Source organism: Actinocorallia sp. API 0066 (genome assembly GCF_020991275.1).
Lineage (GTDB): Bacteria > Actinomycetota > Actinomycetes > Streptosporangiales > Streptosporangiaceae > Actinocorallia.
This window is the reverse complement of record NZ_JAJLQY010000006.1, coordinates 1-18,044: the sequence shown is the minus strand read 5'-3', so window position 1 is coordinate 18,044 and position 18,044 is coordinate 1. Positions and strand designations below refer to the sequence as shown.

The window sequence follows — 18,044 nt, the reverse complement described above, 5'->3', positions numbered from 1 at the left end:
GAGTCGGCCTTCCCGACCGAATGACCAGGCGCGGCACGCACCAGCCCAGCCGTCAGTGATCACAGTCCCCCCGCAGTCGATGATCACCACCCCCACCACTCCCGACATCGCCAATTGATCATCCGACAGCCGGAACGCTCGACCCACCACCACTAGACTTGCGGGGTAATCCCCGCTAGGAGACGTTGAAACGACATGTCTGCACCCAACAAGTCCTATGACCCCGTTGAGGTCTCGGTGTTGAAGCCGGAGGCCGTGGAGGGGGCGGTGAGTGACGCGCTGGCCGCGATCGCGGCGGCGGTGTCGCTGGAGGAGCTGAAGGAGGCTCGGCTGGCGCATGCCGGGGACCGGTCGCCGCTGGCGTTGGCGAACCGGGAGATCGGGGCGTTGCCGCCGCACGCGAAGGCGGACGCGGGCAAGCGGATCGGGGCGGCGCGCGGCGCCGTCAACCGGGCGCTGAAGGAGCGCCAGGAGGCGCTGGAGGCCGAGCGGGACGCGCGTGTGCTCGTCGAGGAGACGGTGGACGTCACGCTGCCGTGGGACCGGGTCCAGCGCGGCGCGCGGCACCCGTTGACGACGATGGCCGATCGGATGGCCGACGTGTTCGTCTCGATGGGGTTCGAGGTCGCCGAGGGGCCGGAGATCGAGGCGGAGTGGTTCAACTTCGACGCGTTGAACTTCCCGCCGGACCATCCGGCGCGGGCGATGCAGGACACCTTCTTCGTCGAGTCCGAGGACTCCGGGATGGTGCTGCGGACGCACACGTCGCCGGTGCAGATCCGCGCGCTGCTGTCGCGTGAGCTGCCGGTCTACGTGGTCGCGCCGGGCAAGACGTTCCGGACGGACGAGCTGGACGCCACGCACAGCCCGGTCTTCCACCAGTTGGAGGGCCTCGCGGTGGACGAGGGCCTGACGATGGCCGACCTGAAGGGCGCGATCGCGGCTTTTGTGAACGGCCTGTTCGGCGACCCCTTGCCGGTCCGGCTACGGCCGTCGTTCTTCCCGTTCACCGAGCCGTCGGCCGAGGTGGACATGCAGTGTTTCGTCTGCCACGGCGAGTCTGTGGGCAATCCGGACAGGGCGTGCCGCACGTGCTCGTCCGAGGGCTGGATCGAGATCGGCGGCTGCGGCATGGTCAACCCGCGCGTCCTGCGGGCCGCGGGGGTGGATCCGGAGCGCTACTCGGGCTGGGCGTTCGGCCTGGGTGTGGAGCGGACGCTGATGTTCCGGCACGGTGTCGCGGACATGCACGACATGGTCGAGGGTGACGTCCGGTTCACCCTCCCGTTCGGGATGGAGATCTGATGCGGGCCCCGCTTTCGTGGCTGCGTGAGTACGCGGCCCTGCCCGCCGGGGTGACCGGCCGGGAGCTGGCCGCGAAGCTGATCGCGGCGGGCCTTGAGGTCGAGACGGTCGAGGAGGCCGACATCACCGGCCCGATCGTCACCGGCCGGGTGCTGGCGATCGAGGAGCTGACGGAGTTCAAGAAGCCGATCCGCTGGTGTCAGGTGGACGTCGGGAACCCCGAGCCGCAGAACCTGATCTGCGGCGCGCGGAACTTCGCCGTCGGCGACACGGTCGTGGTGGTGCTGCCGGGGGCCGTCCTGCCGGGCGGGTTCGCGGTGGGCGCGCGCAAGACCTACGGCAGGGTGTCCGAGGGCATGATCTGCTCGCTGCGCGAACTGGGCATCGGCGACGACCACGACGGCATCCTCGTGCTGCCGGAGGACACCGGCGTCGGGGTGGACGCGATCGAGCTGCTCGGCCTCGCCGACGACGTGCTGGACATCGCCGTCACCCCCGACCGGGGCTACGCGCTGTCAATCCGGGGCCTGGCGCGTGAGGCGGCCATCGCCTACGGTGTCGCGTTCACCGACCCGGCTGACGTGCCGATCCCTGACGAGGGGCCGTCCTACCCGGCGTCGATCGAGGCGACGGACGTGTGCGACAGGTTCGTGCTGCGCCGCGTCAGCGGGTTCGACCCGGCGGCGCCGTCGCCGCTGTGGCTGCGCACCCGGCTGTTCCGCTGCGGGGTGCGCCCGGTCTCGCTGGCCGTGGACGTCACCAACTACCTGATGCTGGAGCTGGGCCAGCCGCTGCACGCGTTCGACGCGGCGAAGCTGACCGGTGAGGTCGTGGTGCGCCGTGCGCGCGCGGGTGAGTCGCTGGAGACGCTCGACCACGTCAAGCGCACCCTCGACCCCGGCGACCTCATGATCACCGACGGTTCCGGCGTGATCTCGATCGCGGGCGCGATGGGCGGCCTGCACACCGAGATCGACGGGTCGAGCACCGAGGTGGTGATCGAGGCCGCGCACTTCGACCCGGTCTCCGTCGCGCGGACGGTCCGGCGGCACCGGCTGCACAGCGAGGCGTCCTACCGGTTCGAGCGCGGGGTGGACCGGGAACTGCCGCTCGCCGCGTCGCTGCGGGCGGTGCGGCTGCTCGCGGAGCTGGGCGGGGCGCGCGTCGTGCCGGGCGCGACGGTCGCCGAGGCGCCGGTCGAGCCGGTGACGATCACCATTCCGGTGTCGCATCCGGAGCGTGTCGCGGGTGTCGAGTACTCCCGTGAGACGGTCGTGCGGCGGCTGGAGCAGGTCGGCTGCACCGTGGCGGGCGACGACCCGATCACGGTGACCCCGGCGTCCTGGCGGACCGACCTGACCGACCCCAACGACCTCGCCGAGGAGGTCATCCGGCTGGAGGGCTACGACGCGATCCCGGAGCGGGCGCCGCGCCCGTCGGCGGGCCGTGGCCTGACGTCCCGGCAGCGGCTGCGCCGCAGGGTCGGCCGGGTGCTCGCCGCCACGGGCCACAGCGAGGTGCTGAGCTACCCGTTCACGTCCGTGAAGGACTTCGACGCGCTGCTGCTGCCCGTGGACGACGCCAGGCGTGGCGCGCTGCGGCTGGCGAACCCGCTGTCGGAGGACGAGCCGCTGCTGCGCACCACGCTGCTGCCCGGCCTGCTGCGGACCGCCGCCCGCAACCTGGGTCGCGGCCAGACCGACCTCGCGCTGTTCGAGACGGGCCTCGTCTACCGGCCCAAGGACGGCGCAGGCAAGGTGCCCGCCTACGGGGTGGAGCACGCGCCGAGCGAGGCCGAGCTGGCGGCGATCGAGGCGGCGCTGCCGGACCAGCCGCACCGTGTCGCGGTGCTGGTGGCCGGGGCCGCCGAGCCCGCCGGATGGTGGGGCGCCGGACGCCGGGCGGGCTGGCAGGACGCGATCGAGGCGGCCCGGCTGATCGCCCGTGAGGCGGGCGTGGAGCTGCGTGTCACGGCCGACCGGCACGAGCCCTGGCATCCGGGCCGCTGCGCCGCCCTGTGGCACGGCGACGTCCTCGTGGGCCACGCGGGCGAACTGCACCCGCGCGTCGTCCAGCACTACGGCCTGCCCGAGCGGGCTTCGGCCGTCGAACTGGAACTGGACCGCCTCCCGGACGGCCACTCACCCACGGCCCCGCCCGTGTCCACCTACCCGGTGGCCACCCGCGACGTCGCCCTGATCGTCCCCGCGAACACCCCGGCCGCCACCGTCGAGGCCGCCTTGGCCGAAGGCGCGGGCGACCTCCTGGAGTCCCTCCGCCTCTTCGACGTCTACACCGGCGACCAGGTCGGCGAAGGCAACAAGTCCCTCGCCTACGCCCTCCGCCTCCGGGCCCCCGACCGCACCCTCACCGCCGAGGAAGCCTCCACAGCCCGAGACGCCGCCATAGCCCGAGCCACCGAACTAACCGGAGCTACTCCGCGAACCTGAACTGTGTTTGCTGGCCGCACCGCAGGCCCGGGGGGCCTGCGGTGCGGCGGGGATCGGGCGCTTGCGAGCCCGGCGCCGCCCCTCCGGCCTGGCGGCCTCCGGGGCGACCCCGGGGCGCCCGATCCGGGCGGGGCTGGGCTTAAACCACGGCGTGTGTGCCTACTTGCGTTGCAGGGTGAAGGCGTCGCCTTCTCGGGTGAGGACGTAAGGGCCGTTGGCGTAGGCGGTGCCGTCGTGGGTGGTGGCGGTGTTGCTGGTGGTGTCGTAGAGGAGGGATTCGTCGCCGGTGGTGTAGGCGACGGTGGTGTCGCCTGCGGAGAGGGTGGCTTTGCCCTGGGGGAGGCGGTCGGGGACGGTGTGGGGCTGCCAGGTGTCGGCGTCGTAGACGGTGAGTTTTCTGTCGTCGGCTACGGAGAAGGTGTTCTCGGCGGCGGCGAACAGGGCGTTCTTGCTGACGGGAGGCAGGGACCTGTCTTCGGATTCGCCTGTCTCCAGGTGGACGCGGTGCAGGTCCGTGGTGTCGTCTCCGAGGACGTAGACGTACGGGTAGGCGAGTCCGGCGGCGTAGCCGTCGGTGAGTTCGGTCGGCTTTCCGGCGCAGCCCTTGGCGCTCCAGACGCGCGCACCGGTGCGGTCGGTCCAGACGACGTGGCCCTGGTCGACGTGGAAGCCGAGGCTGGCGCGGCGGGCCACGCCCGCGGCGCCGAGCTGGACGGGCGTGCCCGCGGTGTCCTGGCACATGAGCTGGAACCCGTCGCGGGTGCGTTCGGGCCAGACGGAGAGGTCGGCGGATCCGGCGGCGGCGTAGAGGCCCTTGGGTTCGGCGAGGGGGACGGGCGCGCCGAGCAGGCTGTCGAGGTCGGCCCGCCACAGGGTGCCGTCGCTGCGGCCCTTGGGCCCGACGCCGGTGCCGAGGACGGTGCCGTCCGCGCCGATGCCGAAGACCGAGAGGGTCTTGCCGGTGGGCAGGTTCCGGCCGAGGCCGCCCGCCGCGCCCGGTGTCGTCTCGTCGCCGTCGGTGGCGCCGCCGACGCCGGGGGAGCCGGACTCCTCCGGGTCGTCGTAGCCGCCGAGCAGCGGGTCGTCGTCGGGGTCGGCGCTGCCTATCGCGACGGGCGCGGTGCCGTTGAAGGCGCCGTCCTCAAGGGCGGGGAGGAGCGCGGGCACGCCGAAGCCGCCCGCGACGACCAGGGAGGCCCCCGCGACGGTCCCGGCGACCCGGCGCCTGCGGCGGCGCACCGCGACCTGCCGGTTCACCCGGCCCAGGACGCGCGCGCGCACCTCCTCGGACGGGTCGGTGCCGTCCAGCGCGCGGAGCCTGCCCTCGACGAGCCGCTCAAGATCTTCCACGTCGGTCCTCCATGAGTGCGCGCTCGGGATCGTCCAGCATCCCCGCGCGCAGTTTGGCCAGGGCCCGGGACGCCTGGCTCTTCACCGTCCCTCGGGAGCAGCCGAGCGCGCGCGCGGTCTCCTCCTCGCTCAGCTGTTCGAAGTACCGAAGCACGAGCACGGCCCGCATCCTGGGCGGGAGTGAGCCGAGCGCGGCGTCGAGCCCGTCTATCTCGTGCACCCTGTCGAGCCCGGGGTCGTCGGCGGCCGTCTCGGGCACGCCGGGCACCAGGTGCTCCAGCTTCGGGCGGCGCCAGCGGTTGGCCATGATGCGCGCCATGGTCGTGCGCACGTAGCCCTCCGGATCGTCCTTGCGCCTGATCCGGCCCCAGGCGACGCCGGTACGGGTGAGGGCCTCCTGGACGAGGTCCTCGGCGTCGTGCTGGTTGCCGGTGAGGACATACGCGTAGCGGTAGAGCGCCGGGAAGCGGTTCGCGACGAAGTCGTCGAACTGCCGGTCCAGGTCCCCGCCGCGCATGAATGTCCCTCCCTTCTCAAGACACCCGGGGGCCCCTTCCGGTTGCATGGGAAGTGCCAGGGGTCGTCCTGAATCCTCCCATGTCCACATGGTGAGAGGTTCCTTGATCGCACTTGAATACTCATCCGGACCCATGCATACTTTTTCCGGCGGCGAGGAGAGGAAGCGCGGACATGGGGTACCGGGTCGCAGTGGCGGGCGCGAGCGGCTACGCGGGTGGTGAGCTGCTGCGCATCCTCGCGGCGCACCCCGAGTTCGAGATCGGCGCGCTCACCGCGGCGAGCAGCGCGGGGCAGCCCCTCGGTGCGCTCCAGCCGCATCTACGCGCCCTCGCGGACCGGATCCTGGTCGAGACCACCCCGGCGACGCTCGCGGGCCACGACGTGGTCTTCCTCGCCCTCCCGCACGGCGCGTCCGGCCCGCTGGCCGCCGACCTCGGCGACGACGTCCTCGTGGTCGACTGCGGCGCGGACTTCCGGCTGGAGGACGCGGGGGAGTGGGAGCACTTCTACGGCTCCCCGCACGCCGGCACCTGGCCCTACGGCCTGCCCGAGCTGCCCGGACAACGCGAGGTCCTCGCCGACACCAAGCGGATCGCGGTGCCCGGCTGCTACCCGACCGTCTCGTCCCTGGCCCTCGTGCCCGCCTACACCGCCGGACTGGCCGAGCCTGACGTCGTCGTGGTCGCCGCGTCCGGGACGTCCGGCGCGGGCAAGGCCCCCAAGACGAACCTGCTGGGCAGTGAGGTGATGGGCGCGGTGTCGGCCTACGGGGTCGGTGGCGTGCACCGGCACACCCCGGAGATCACCCAGAACCTGTCCAGGGCGGCGGGCGAGGCCGTCACCGTCTCCTTCACCCCGACGCTCGCCCCGATGAGCCGGGGCATCCTCGCCACCTGCACCGCCAAGGCCAGGCCGGGCGTCACCTACGCCGCCCTGCGGGAGGCGTACGCCGCCGCCTATGACGCGGAGCCCTTCGTTGATCTGCTGCCGGAAGGGCAGTGGCCGTCCACCGCGATGACGCTCGGCGCGAACACCGCGCTCCTGCAGGTCGCCCTGGACGAGCGGTCCCGACGAATCGTGGTGGTCGCCGCGATCGACAACCTCACCAAGGGGACAGCGGGAGGCGCCGTGCAGTCGGCCAACCTCGCGCTCGGACTCCCCGAGGGGACCGGGCTGACCACCTTCGCCGTCGCACCCTGAACTCCCACCCGACAGCAGATAGAGGGCACATGAGCGTCACCGCACCATTGGGCTTCCGCGCCTCGGGCATAGCCGCGGGCATCAAGGACAACGGCAACCGCGACCTGGCGCTCGTCGTCAACGACGGGCCGTCGCGCGCCGCCGCCGCCGTCTTCACCAGCAACCGCGTCAAGGCGGCGCCGGTGCTGTGGAGCGAGCAGGTCGTCTCCGGCGGGCGCGTCCGCGCCGTCGTGCTGAACTCCGGCGGCGCCAACGCCTGCACCGGCGCCCCCGGCTTCCAGGACACCCACACGACCGCCGAGAAGGTCGGCGAGGTCCTCGCGGACTCCGCCGGCGAGATCGCGGTCTGCTCCACCGGCCTCATCGGCATCCGGCTGCCCATGGACGAGCTGCTCGCGGGCATCGACACCGCCGCCGCCGAGCTGACCCGCGACGGCGGCCTCAACGCCGCCGACGCCATCCGCACCACCGACTCGGTCGCGAAGATCTCCTTCCGGCGCGGCGAGGGCGGCTACATGGTCGGCGGCATGGCCAAGGGCGCGGGCATGCTGGCCCCGTCCCTGGCGACGATGCTGGTCGTCGTCACCACCGACGCCGACCTTTCCGCCGAGGCGCTGGACCGCTGCCTGCGGCACGCCACCTCGCACAGCTTCGACCGGCTCGACGCCGACGGCTGCACGTCCACCAACGACACGGTCCTCCTCATGGCCAGCGGCGCCACCGGCGTCGTCCCGGAGGAGGCCGAATTCACCAAGGTGCTGACGGAGGTCTGCCTCGACCTCACCCGGCAGCTCCTCGTGGACGCCGAGGGCGCGTCCAAGGCGATCGCCATCGAGGTCGTCGGAGCCGACTCGGTGGCCGACGCCGTCACCGTGGGCCGCTCGATCGCCCGCAACAACCTCCTCAAGTGCGCGATCAAGGGCGAGGACCCCAACTGGGGCCGTGTCCTTTCGGCGGTCGGCACCACCGACGCCGTCTTCGAGCCCGACAGGCTGAACGTCGCCATCAACGGCATCTGGGTGTGCCGTGGCGGCTCGGTCGGAGAAGACCGCGACAAGGTGGACCTGCGGCCCCGCGACGTGTCCATCACGGTGGACCTGTCGGCGGGCAAGCACTCCGCGACCGTCTGGACGACCGATCTCACCGAGGAGTACGTCCACGAGAACTCGGCGTACAGCTCATGAACCGCAAGGAGGCCATGAGCAAGGCCGCGGTCCTCATTGAGGCGCTCCCGTGGCTGGAGAGGTTCCAGGGCAAGACCGTCGTCGTGAAGTACGGCGGTAACGCCATGACGGAAGACGCGCTGCGCGAGTCGTTCGCAAGCGACATCGTCTTCTTGCGGCTCGCGGGCCTGCGCCCGGTCGTCGTGCACGGAGGCGGCCCGCAGATCAACGCCGCGCTCGCGAAGTTCGGGATCGAGTCGCACTTCACCGCGGGCCTGCGCGTCACCACGCCCGAGGCGATGGACGTCGTCCGGATGGTCCTCACCGGACAGGTCAACCGCGACGTCGTCGGGCTGGTCAACGCGCACGGGCCGTACGCCGTCGGCATGTCCGGCGAGGACGCGCACCTGTTCACCGCCGAGAAGCTGCACGCGATCGTGGACGGCGAACCGGTGGACATCGGGCAGGTCGGCGAGATCGTCAAGGTCGATCCGGGCGCGGTGCAGAGCCTCCTGAACGACGGCCGCATCCCCGTCGTGTCGTCGGTGGCGCGCGGCGTGGACGGCGCGATCTACAACGTCAACGCCGACACCGCCGCGGCCGCCCTCGCGACGGCCCTGGGCGCGGAGAAGCTGATCGTGCTGACGGACGTCGAGGGCCTGTACGCCGACTGGCCGAACAGCGACGAGGTCATCCGCGAGCTCACGGCCGCCGAGCTGGAGGAGCTGCTGCCCGACCTCGCGTCCGGCATGGTGCCCAAGATGGGCGCCTGCCTGCACGCGGTCTCCAACGGGGTGCCCCAGGCGCACGTCCTTGACGGACGTGTCCCGCACTCCCTGCTACTGGAAGTCTTCACCGATGAAGGAGTCGGAACGATGGTGGTGCCGTCATGACGTGGCAGGACGACTTCAAGGCCGCGTTCATGCCCAACCGCCCCCTCCCGCCGCTCGTCCTTGAGCGCGGCGAGGGCCGCACGGTCTGGGACGTCGAGGGCAACGCCTACCTCGACATGTTCGCGGGCATCGCCGTCTCCTCGCTCGGGCACAACCACCCGGCGCTGGTGGCGGCCGTCACCGCGCAAATCGGGAAGATCGCGCACGTGTCGCCGCTGCTGACCACCGAGCCGGAGATCCGGCTCGCGGGCAAGCTCGTCGAACTGCTGGGCCTGCCCGGCAAGGTGTACTTCGGCAACTCCGGCACCGAGGCCAACGAGGCCGCTTTCAAGATGGTCCGCAAGCACGCGGGCCCGGACAAGTACCTCGTCGCGACCGAGAACGGCTTCCACGGCCGGACCATGGGCGCGCTGTCCCTCACCGGCAAGAAGGCCATCAGGGAGCCGTTCGCGCCCTACGGCGTCGACGTGCGCTTCGTGCCTTACAGCGACGCGGACGCGCTCAAGGCCGCCGTCACCGACGAGTGCGCCGCCGTCTTCCTGGAGCCCACGCAGGGCGAGGCCGGGGTCGTGCCCCCGCCGGACGGCTACCTCACCGCCGCCCGCGCGATCTGCGACGAGACCGGCGCCCTGCTCGTCCTGGACGAGATCCAGAGCGGCGTCGGCAGGACCGGCCGCTGGTTCGCGCACCAGCACGAGGGCGTCCGTCCCGACATCCTCACGCTCGCCAAGGGCCTGGGCGGCGGCGTCCCGATCGGCGCGGTCGTCGGCGTCGGCGCCGCGGGCGACATCTTCGCGCTCGGCGACCACGGCTGCACCTTCGGCGGCAACCCGCTGTCCGCGTCCGCGGCCCTGGCCGTCCTGGAGACGGTCGAGCGCGACGGGCTGATGGACCACGCCGTGAAGATCGGCGCGCGGCTCTCCGACGGGATCAGCGCGCTCCGGCACCCGCTGCTCGCCGGGGTCCGCGGCCGCGGCCTGTGGCTCGGCGTCCTGCTCACCGCGCCGGTCGCCGCCGACGTCCGCGACAGCGCCCAGGAGGCCGGATTCCTGGTGAACAACGTGCAGCCCGACGCGGTCAGGCTCGCGCCCGCCCTCACCATGACCGAGGACGAGGCCGACTCCTTCGTCGCCGCCCTCCCCGCGATCCTCGACGGAGTCGGCTCATGACCCGGCACTTCCTGCGCGACGACGACCTCACCCCCGCCGAACAGGCCGAGGTCCTCGCCCTGGCGCTCACGATGAAGGCCGACAGGTACGGGCCCAAGCCGCTGGCCGGGCCCAAGTCCGTCGCCGTCCTGTTCGACAAGTCCTCCACCCGCACCCGCGTGTCCTTCATGGCCGGAATCGCCGAACTCGGCGGAAACCCGCTCGTCCTGGACACCGGAAGCAGCCAGCTCGGACGCGGCGAGACGATCGCCGACACCGCCCGCGTGCTGGACCGGGTCTGCGCCGCCATCGTCTGGCGCACGTTCGGCCAGGACCGGATCGAGGAGATGGCCCACGCCTCGACCGTCCCGGTCGTCAACGCGCTCACCGACCAGTTCCACCCGTGCCAGGTGCTCGCCGACCTGCTCACGGTCCTGGAGCGGCGCGGCGAGCTCGCCGGGCTCACCCTCACCTACCTCGGCGACGGCGCCAACAACATGGCGCACTCCTACCTCCTCGGCGGCGCCACCGCCGGGATGCACGTCCGCGTCGCCGGACCCGAAGGGCACCTGCCCGACCCGGACGTCTGGCGGCGCGCCGAGGAGATCGCCAAGGCCACCGGCGGCTCCGTGGAGATCACCACCGACGCCCGCGCCGCCGCCACCGGCGCGGACGTCCTGGCCACCGACACGTGGGTGTCGATGGGCCAGGACGACAAGGACGTCTCCGTCTACGAGCCGTACGCGCTCACCGAGGAGCTCGTCTCCCTGGCGGGCCCGCAGGTGGCCGTCCTGCACTGCCTTCCGGCCTACCGGGACAAGGAGATCGCCTCCAGCGTCCTGGACGGGCCCAACAGCGTCGTGTGGGACGAGGCGGAGAACCGCCTGCACGCCCAGAAAGCACTGCTCGCCTGGCTGCTGGAGCGGTAGCGGTGACCACCCCGATGACGAAGACGGCCCGGCAGGCCCGCGTCCTGGAGCTGCTGACCCGGCACAAGGTCCACTCCCAGGGCGAGCTCGCCAGGCTGCTCGCCGACGACGGCCTGGAGGTCACCCAGGCCACCGTCTCGCGCGACCTCGTCGAGATCGGGGCGGTCCGGCTGCGCGCCGACGACGGCAGCCTCATCTACGCCGTCCCGGGGGAGGGCGGCGACCGCATCAAACTCGCCCGCACAGGCAACGCCGAGTCCTTCGCCTCCCGCCTCGCCCGGCTCGCCCAGGAACTCCTGGTGTCCGCCGAGGCGTCAGCGAACCTCGTCATCGTGCGGACGCCACCGGGGGCGGCGCAGTACCTGGCGTCGGCGATCGACCACGCCGAATGGCCCTCGGTCCTCGGCACCGTCGCGGGAGACGACTCCATCCTGGTCATCTCCCGCGACCCGCTGGGCGGCGAGGCACTGGCGGCCCGCCTGCTGGCGCTGACCGGGCGACGAAGCCAGGGGTCGGAAGACCCCCGCCCCCGCGACAACTTTTCATGACTACCCAGAGGAGAAGAACACCCATGACTGAGCGCGTCGTACTGGCGTACTCCGGGGGCCTCGACACGTCCGTCGCGATCCCCTTCCTCGCCGAGAAGATGGGCGCCGAGGTCGTCGCCGTCGCCGTCGACTGCGGCCAGGGCGGAGAGGACATGGACGCGATCCGGCAGCGCGCGCTGGACTGCGGCGCCGTCGAGGCCGTCGTCGTGGACGCCAGGGAGGAGTTCGCCCGCGACTTCTGCTTCCCCGCCATCCGCGCCAACGCCCTCTACATGGACCGCTACCCGCTGGTCTCCGCGCTGTCGCGGCCCCTCATCGTCAAGCACCTCGCCGCGGCAGCCTCCGAGTTCAAGGGCACCCACGTCGCGCACGGCTGCACCGGCAAGGGCAACGACCAGGTCCGGTTCGAGGCGGGACTCGCCGCGCTGAACCCCGACCTCAGGTGCGTCGCCCCCGCCCGCGACTACGCCTGGACCCGCGACAAGGCCATCGCCTTCGCGCAGGAGAAGGGCCTGCCCATCGAGGTGTCGGAGAAGAACCCGTACTCGATCGACCAGAACCTGTGGGGCCGCGCCGTCGAGACGGGCTTCCTGGAGGACATCTGGAACGCCCCGATCGAGGACCTGTACTCCTACACGTCCGACCCTTCCGTCGCGCGTGAGGCCGACGAGCTCGTCATCACGTTCAAGGACGGCGTCCCGGTCGCGATCGACGGCCGCGCGCTCACCCCGTTCCAGATCATCGACGAGCTCAACAAGCGGGCCGGCGCCCAGGGCGTCGGGCGGATCGACATGGTCGAGGACAGGCTCGTCGGCATCAAGTCCCGCGAGGTCTACGAGGCGCCCGCCGCGATCGCGCTGCTCGCCGCGCACATGGAGCTGGAGAACGTCACGGTCGAGCGCGACCTCGCCCGCTTCAAGCGGTCGGTCGACCAGCGCTGGGGCGAGCTCGTCTACGACGGCCTGTGGTTCTCGCCGCTCAAGGACGCGCTGGAGTCGTTCATCGCGCAGGCGCAGACGCACGTCAACGGCGAGGTCAGGCTGACCCTGCACGGCGGCCGCGCGACCGTCACCGGGCGGCGCAGCGGCTCGTCCCTGTACGACTACGACCTGGCGACGTACGACACCGGCGACACCTTCGACCAGAGCCTCGCCAAGGGCTTCGTCGAGCTGTGGAGCCTGCCCAGCAAGATCGCCGCGGTGCGGGACCGCAAGGAAGCCTGAGTTTTCCACAGGGCCGCTCCGGGGTGTCACTCCGGAGCGGTACAACTGTGTGGACGCCCGCCGAGCGGCGGCGGGCGCGATGACCACGACTTTTCGGAGATGTCACAGTGAGCAAGGCACCGACCCGGCTGTGGGGCGGACGGTTCGAAGGCGGGCCGTCGGACGCGCTGGCACGCCTGTCCGTGAGCGTCCAGTTCGACTGGCGGCTCGCGCCGTACGACCTGATGGGGTCGCGCGCCCACGCCCGCGTGCTGCACCGCGCGGGCCTGCTCGACGAGGGCGAGCTGGAGCGGATGCTCGGCGCGATCGACGACCTGGAGCGCGCCTGCGCGTCCGGCGAGTTCCGCCCCACCGTCGCCGACGAGGACGTGCACACCGCCCTGGAACGCGGCCTCCTGGAGCGGCTCGGCTCCCTCGGCGGCAAGCTGCGGGCCGGCCGCTCCCGCAACGACCAGGTCGCCACCGACCTGCGCCTCTACCTGCGCGACCACGCCCGCCGCGTCGTCTCGCGCCTGGTGGAGCTGCAGACCGCCCTCATCGACCAGGCCGAGGCCAACTTCGGCGTCGCCGCCCCCGGCATGACCCACCTGCAGCACGCCCAGCCCGTGCTGTTCTCGCACCAGCTCCTCGCGCACGTCCACGCCATCGGCCGCGACATCGACAGGCTCCGCGACTGGGACAGGCGCGCCTCGGTCTCCCCGCTCGGCTCCGGCGCGCTCGCCGGCTCGTCGCTGCCGCTCGACCCCGAGGCCGTCGCCGCCGAACTCGGCTTCGACTCCGCCGCCGCCAACTCCATGGACGCCGTCAGCGACCGCGACTTCGTCGCCGAGTTCCTGTTCGCCGCGGCCCTCACCGGCGTGCACCTGTCGCGCATCGGCGAGGAGGTGTGCCTGTGGGCGTCCCAGGAGTTCCGCTGGATCGAGATGGACGACCAGTACGCCACCGGGTCGTCGATCATGCCGCAGAAGAAGAACCCCGACGTCGCCGAGCTGGCGCGCGGCAAGGCGGGGCGGCTCATCGGCCACCTCGTCGGGCTGCTCACCACCCTCAAGGGGCTGCCGCTCACCTACAACCGCGACCTCCAGGAGGACAAGGAGGGCGCGTTCGACGCCGTCGAGACGCTGCTGCTGGTGCTGCCCGCGGTGTCCGGGCTCATCGCCACCATGCGCGTCAACACCGCCCGTCTTGAGGAGCTCGCGCCGCAGGGGTTCGCGCTGGCCACCGACCTCGCCGAACTGCTGGTGCGGCGCGGCGTCATCTTCCGGGACGCGCACGAGGTCGTCGGCCACCTTGTCGTCTGGTGCCAGGTCAACGACAAGGACTTCGGCGACCTCACCGACGAGGAGCTCGCCAAGGTCTCGCCGCACCTGACGCCGGACGTGCGTGAGGTGCTCAACGTGCCGGGCGCGATCGCGTCCCGCAAGGCGTACGGCGGCACCGCCCCCGACCGCGTCCGCGAGCAGATCACCGCGCTGCGCGCCGCCGCCGACGAGGCGGCCGCCTGGGCCTCGCCGTCCTGAGGTCGCCGCCGGACGGGGCGCGGGCCGCGTCCCGTCCGGCGAGCCGTTCCCCGCTCGACGGTTCCTGCGGGGATGATGCGGCCATGCCGCACGCCGTCGTCGAACTGCACATCCCGCGCCCCACGGACGATCCGGACCCCGATGAGTGGGCCGAGGAGATCGAGTCGTTCCTCGCCGACCTTGAGGAGATCGGCGAGATCGAGGTCCCGGCCGACCCGGAGACCCGCGCCGCCGTCCACGTCTTCTACCTCACCGGGCCGGACCCGGACATGCTGCTCGCGGCCTGCGCCCAGGCGGCCGCGCTGCCCGGGGTTCCCCGCGGCGCCTACGCCGTCGTCACCGCCGAGCCCGCGCCGCCGCGCCGCGTCAGCCTCTCGTGAGCGCGCGGCCGGTAGGGGTGCCGCTCCCGGCGGGTCTCAGCTCGGTGGCGTGTCCCGGAGGAAGGGCTTGAGGAGGGAGAACAGATGGCGGCGCAGGCGGGCGACCGCCTCGGGGCTGCGTTCGGCGCCCACACCGCCCGGAAGGTTGTTGAAGAAGGCGTCGATGGTCCAGATCAGCGTCCAGAGCATGAGGGCGAGGTCGACGTCTTCGCGGAAGACCTCGGCGCTGGCCTGCGCGAGCCGCTTGAACTGCGGCAGGGCGTAGCGTTCCTCGATCTCGTGCAGGTCCGCCGCGTCACCCATGCGCCGCTGCTGCCACATCGCGCTCAGATCGGGATTGCCGCCGACATAGTCGATGAACCTGTTGAGATGCCGTTCGACCCGGACCTCGATCGGCAGCCCCGACTCTTCGGACAGAAGGCCCAGCAACGCGTCCATGGGTTCCTGCGTGCGCCGGAAGACGTCCTCGTACACCGAACGCCTGTCGCCGAAGTGCTCCTTGACGACGGAGGTCGGCACCCCCGCCGACTGGGCGATCATCTCCAGCGTCGTCCCGTCGTAGCCCAGTTGGCCGAAAAGGGACTGGGCGCTGTCGAGGATGTGGTTCCGGAGCTCGCCGTCCGCGTCCTGCACCTTCGCCACCTCTCCCCACCCGATGCCGACTCTCTCCCACCTAATCCGATCCGGTTCCAGCCGACGGAATGCTCTGTGCCAACCCGAGGGAATGCTTTACCCCGAGGAAAAGCATTCGGCACCCGGACGCCCCCGCCCACGGTCCGCGTCCGCGCCGCGTAGAGTGCGGGAGCCGAAGGGAGGCGGGGTTGGAGCGGGTGCGGACGCCGCTGGAGCGGGGGTTCTTCGACCGCGACGTGACGGACGTCGCCAGGACGCTGCTGGGCTGCGTCCTCTGGCGGGCGGACGAGGCGGGCGTCGTCGGGGTCCGGATCACCGAGGTGGAGGCTTACGCGGGGACGGAGGATCCCGCTTCGCACTCGTACCGGGGAAAGACCCCGCGGAACGAGGTGATGTGGGGAGAGCCCGGCCACGCCTACGTGTACTTCACCTACGGCATGCACTTCTGCGTGAACCTCGTGTGCGGCCCGGAGGGAGTCGCCTCCGCGGTCCTGCTCCGAGCCGGCGAAGTGGTCGCCGGAAGCGACGTGGCTCTCACCCGACGTCCCGGATCATCCCGCAGAGACCTCGCCCGAGGCCCCGCCCGCCTCTGCAAGGCGATGGCCATAGACCGGGCCCTCAACGGCGCGGACGTCTGCTCCCCGGGCGACCTGGTGATCACCCCCGGAGACGCCCCCCACCCGAACACCGTCAGCGAAGGCCCCCGAGTAGGCGTCTCCTCAGCCCACGACGTCCCCTGGCGCTTCTGGCTGACGAACGACCCCACCGTGTCCGCCTACCGCCGCCACACTCCCCGCCCCCGCACCCGCTGATTACCACCACGCCGTCTTCATCGGGCACCCTGGGACAGGCAAGACTCCGGTGCACAGCAGAGAATGGAAGACCGTTGACCGACATCGTGGACGAGCTGCAGTGGCGTGGCCTGTTGGCCCAGACCACCGACCTCGAGGAGCTGCGCGCGGCCCTCTCGGCCGGGCCCGTCACGTATTACTGCGGCTTCGACCCCACGGCGCCGAGCCTGCATGTCGGCAACCTCGTCCAGTTGCTCACGATGCGTCGGATCCAGGACGCCGGGCACAAGCCGCTCGCGCTGGTCGGCGGGGCCACCGGGCTGATCGGCGACCCCAGCGGGCGGTCCGCCGAGCGGCAGCTCAACTCCGAGGACGTCGTGGCCGGATGGGTCCGGCGGATCCAGGGCCAGGTGTCGCGGTTCCTGTCGTTCGAGGGCGAGAACGCGGCGCGCATGGTCAACAATCTCGACTGGACCGGCGGCCTGTCCGTGATCGACTTCCTGCGCGATGTCGGCAAGCACTTCCCGGTCAACCGGATGCTCGCCAGGGAGGTCGTCGCCTCCAGGCTCGAAAGCGGGCTCTCCTACACCGAGTTCTCCTACCAGCTGCTGCAAAGCATGGACTTCCTTGAGCTGCACCGCCGCCACGGGTGCGTCCTGCAGAGCGGCGGCAGCGACCAGTGGGGCAACCTCACCGCGGGCGCCGACCTCATCCGCAGGGTCACCGGCACCCACGTGCACGCGATCTCCACCCCGCTGTTGACCAAGCCGGACGGCACCAAGTACGGCAAGACGGCGGGCGGCGCGATCTGGCTCGACCCCGAGCTGACGTCCCCGTACGCGTTCTTCCAGTACTGGGTGAACGTCGAGGACGGCGAGGTGGGCAAGCTGCTGCGCACGTTCAGCTTCCGGTCCCGCGAGGAGATCGAGGAGCTGGAGAAGCAGTCGGCGGAGCGGCCCGCCGCCCGGATCGGCCAGCGCGCCCTCGCCGAGGAGCTGACCACGCTGGTGCACGGCGCGGACGAGACGGCGAAGGTCGTCGCCGCGTCGGCCGCCCTGTTCGGCCAGGGCGGGCTCGACGCGCTCGACGCGCGCACCCTGGAGGCGGCGCTCGCCGAGACACCACGGGCCGAGCTTCCGGCCGGGGCGGACCTGCCCTCGGTGGCGGATCTGCTCGTGGCGTCGGGCCTGTGCGCGAGCAAGTCCGAGGCCCGGCGCGCGATCAAGCAGGGCGGGGCGTACCTGAACAACGTGAAGGTCGCGTCCGAGGAGGCGGTGCCCGAGGCCGCCGACCTGCTGCACGGCCGGTTCCTCGTGCTGCGCCGCGGCAAGCGCACCCTCGGCAGCGTCGTCGTCGGCTGACCCGCGCCGCGCGACCGTCCGCCCGGCGGTCCGCCGGGGTGCGTCTTTTTGACGGCCCGTGCCAGAGCGACAGGCCCGTATCACCGGTTCCGGTGATACGGGCCTCACTGCATTGAGTGTTTTGCCGGTATTGCCAGAGATTGACCCGGGCGGCGTGTGGAAAACGAGATCCGGGTCACACGGGTTTGCCTCGACGGCGGTCCGGGCATGCCGATCGGTACAAACAAGCAGGTGAGCGGGCGATTCACCCCCGCGTAACGCCGATTTGACGTTGCCGAGGGCTCCCCGTAATGTTCTTCCTGCCCCGAGGGGAGACGGACGCGAGAGCGGACGGCCCCGGGGACAGAACCTCTCGAACTTCCCGGAACATCCGGAGTCGTGCGAAGCGCCTCCGAAGCTCTGGTAAGCTAGGGAAACCGCCTCGAAACAAACCCGCAAGGGTGGAACGCGGCGCGGGTCCGTTTCTTGAGAACTCAACAGCGTGCTAAAAGTCAGTGCCAATTAAGGCCAGGACTTCGGTTCTGGTCATCCTCGTCTGAGGATTTCTTTGAGGCAATACGGACTAAGGTCTCGCCAGACCTTGTTCATATGCCAGATCAACACACTGAGGTTTGGCTCCGGTCTTTGGCTG

The 18,044-nt window shown here is 71.4% G+C and carries 16 protein-coding genes; 13 read left to right on the top strand and 3 right to left on the bottom strand.

Annotation, left to right across the window (positions count from 1 at the left end; all coding sequences use genetic code 11):
• Window positions 1–195 precede the first annotated feature (195 nt).
• Window positions 196–1,305, top strand: a complete 1,110-nt coding sequence (gene pheS, locus LO762_RS16145; RefSeq protein ID WP_230615937.1) for a phenylalanine--tRNA ligase subunit alpha — start codon at window positions 196–198, stop codon at window positions 1,303–1,305.
• On the top strand, window positions 1,305–3,755 hold the full coding sequence (pheT, locus tag LO762_RS16140) for a phenylalanine--tRNA ligase subunit beta (protein WP_230615934.1): 2,451 nt from the start codon (window positions 1,305–1,307) through the stop codon (window positions 3,753–3,755). Before pheS ends, pheT begins: the two co-directional genes overlap by 1 nt.
• A gap of 159 nt (window positions 3,756–3,914) precedes the next feature.
• On the opposite strand, the gene LO762_RS16135 is transcribed toward pheT, so the two are convergent.
• Window positions 3,915–5,105: a hypothetical protein gene (locus tag LO762_RS16135; protein ID WP_230615931.1), complete on the bottom strand. Its 1,191-nt coding sequence runs from the start codon at window positions 5,103–5,105 to the stop codon at window positions 3,915–3,917.
• The gene (locus LO762_RS16130; RefSeq protein WP_230615928.1) at window positions 5,092–5,622 is read right to left on the bottom strand and encodes a SigE family RNA polymerase sigma factor; all 531 of its coding nucleotides are present in this window, start codon (window positions 5,620–5,622) and stop codon (window positions 5,092–5,094) included. Before LO762_RS16130 ends, LO762_RS16135 begins: the two co-directional genes overlap by 14 nt.
• A 173-nt stretch (window positions 5,623–5,795) precedes the next feature.
• On the opposite strand from LO762_RS16130, the gene argC reads away from it, so the two are divergent.
• The 9 genes from argC to LO762_RS16085 all read left to right on the top strand — a co-directional run bounded on the left by argC (window position 5,796) and on the right by LO762_RS16085 (window position 14,628).
• Window positions 5,796–6,824, top strand: coding sequence for an N-acetyl-gamma-glutamyl-phosphate reductase (gene argC, locus LO762_RS16125; protein ID WP_230615925.1), 1,029 nt, complete (start codon window positions 5,796–5,798; stop codon window positions 6,822–6,824).
• 29 nt (window positions 6,825–6,853) lie between these two features.
• Window positions 6,854–8,008 carry a bifunctional glutamate N-acetyltransferase/amino-acid acetyltransferase ArgJ gene (gene argJ / locus LO762_RS16120; RefSeq protein WP_230615922.1) on the top strand — a complete coding sequence of 385 codons (1,155 nt, stop codon included), beginning with the start codon at window positions 6,854–6,856 and terminating at the stop codon, window positions 8,006–8,008.
• Window positions 8,005–8,880 (top strand): acetylglutamate kinase, encoded by an 876-nt coding sequence (argB, locus tag LO762_RS16115; RefSeq protein ID WP_230615919.1) that lies wholly within the window; start codon window positions 8,005–8,007, stop codon window positions 8,878–8,880. Before argJ ends, argB begins: the two co-directional genes overlap by 4 nt.
• Entirely contained in the window at window positions 8,877–10,049 is a 1,173-nt protein-coding gene (locus tag LO762_RS16110; protein ID WP_230615916.1) for an acetylornithine transaminase, read from the top strand. Before argB ends, LO762_RS16110 begins: the two co-directional genes overlap by 4 nt.
• The gene (gene argF, locus LO762_RS16105; protein ID WP_230615913.1) at window positions 10,046–10,957 is read left to right on the top strand and encodes an ornithine carbamoyltransferase; all 912 of its coding nucleotides are present in this window, start codon (window positions 10,046–10,048) and stop codon (window positions 10,955–10,957) included. Before LO762_RS16110 ends, argF begins: the two co-directional genes overlap by 4 nt.
• A 2-nt stretch (window positions 10,958–10,959) precedes the next feature.
• Window positions 10,960–11,505 carry an arginine repressor gene (locus LO762_RS16100; protein WP_308103991.1) on the top strand — a complete coding sequence of 182 codons (546 nt, stop codon included), beginning with the start codon at window positions 10,960–10,962 and terminating at the stop codon, window positions 11,503–11,505.
• Between the two features lie 23 nt (window positions 11,506–11,528).
• Window positions 11,529–12,728, top strand: a complete 1,200-nt coding sequence (locus LO762_RS16095) for an argininosuccinate synthase (protein WP_230615910.1) — start codon at window positions 11,529–11,531, stop codon at window positions 12,726–12,728.
• A gap of 107 nt (window positions 12,729–12,835) precedes the next feature.
• Window positions 12,836–14,248: an argininosuccinate lyase gene (argH, locus tag LO762_RS16090; protein WP_230615908.1), complete on the top strand. Its 1,413-nt coding sequence runs from the start codon at window positions 12,836–12,838 to the stop codon at window positions 14,246–14,248.
• A gap of 83 nt (window positions 14,249–14,331) precedes the next feature.
• Window positions 14,332–14,628 carry a hypothetical protein gene (locus LO762_RS16085; protein ID WP_230615905.1) on the top strand — a complete coding sequence of 99 codons (297 nt, stop codon included), beginning with the start codon at window positions 14,332–14,334 and terminating at the stop codon, window positions 14,626–14,628.
• 36 nt (window positions 14,629–14,664) lie between these two features.
• On the opposite strand, the gene LO762_RS16080 is transcribed toward LO762_RS16085, so the two are convergent.
• Window positions 14,665–15,270, bottom strand: coding sequence for a TetR/AcrR family transcriptional regulator (locus LO762_RS16080; RefSeq protein ID WP_230615902.1), 606 nt, complete (start codon window positions 15,268–15,270; stop codon window positions 14,665–14,667).
• A gap of 188 nt (window positions 15,271–15,458) precedes the next feature.
• On the opposite strand from LO762_RS16080, the gene LO762_RS16075 reads away from it, so the two are divergent.
• Complete coding sequence (locus tag LO762_RS16075; RefSeq protein ID WP_230616692.1) at window positions 15,459–16,073, top strand: DNA-3-methyladenine glycosylase; 615 nt, start codon at window positions 15,459–15,461, stop codon at window positions 16,071–16,073.
• 74 nt (window positions 16,074–16,147) lie between these two features.
• Window positions 16,148–17,413, top strand: coding sequence for a tyrosine--tRNA ligase (gene tyrS, locus LO762_RS16070; protein WP_230615899.1), 1,266 nt, complete (start codon window positions 16,148–16,150; stop codon window positions 17,411–17,413).
• Window positions 17,414–18,044: the final 631 nt, after the last annotated feature.

Excerpts from the sequence above, each read along its gene's own strand:
- pheS (WP_230615937.1), top strand. The coding sequence starts at position 196 with ATGTCTGCACCCAACAAGTCCTATGACCCCGTTGAGGTCTCGGTGTTG.
- pheT (WP_230615934.1), top strand. The coding sequence starts at position 1,305 with ATGCGGGCCCCGCTTTCGTGGCTGCGTGAGTACGCGGCCCTGCCCGCC.
- LO762_RS16130 (WP_230615928.1), bottom strand. The coding sequence starts at position 5,622 with ATGCGCGGCGGGGACCTGGACCGGCAGTTCGACGACTTCGTCGCGAAC.
- argC (WP_230615925.1), top strand. The coding sequence starts at position 5,796 with ATGGGGTACCGGGTCGCAGTGGCGGGCGCGAGCGGCTACGCGGGTGGT.
- argJ (WP_230615922.1), top strand. The coding sequence starts at position 6,854 with ATGAGCGTCACCGCACCATTGGGCTTCCGCGCCTCGGGCATAGCCGCG.
- argB (WP_230615919.1), top strand. The coding sequence starts at position 8,005 with ATGAACCGCAAGGAGGCCATGAGCAAGGCCGCGGTCCTCATTGAGGCG.
- LO762_RS16110 (WP_230615916.1), top strand. The coding sequence starts at position 8,877 with ATGACGTGGCAGGACGACTTCAAGGCCGCGTTCATGCCCAACCGCCCC.
- argF (WP_230615913.1), top strand. The coding sequence starts at position 10,046 with ATGACCCGGCACTTCCTGCGCGACGACGACCTCACCCCCGCCGAACAG.
- LO762_RS16095 (WP_230615910.1), top strand. The coding sequence starts at position 11,529 with ATGACTGAGCGCGTCGTACTGGCGTACTCCGGGGGCCTCGACACGTCC.
- LO762_RS16085 (WP_230615905.1), top strand. The coding sequence starts at position 14,332 with ATGCCGCACGCCGTCGTCGAACTGCACATCCCGCGCCCCACGGACGAT.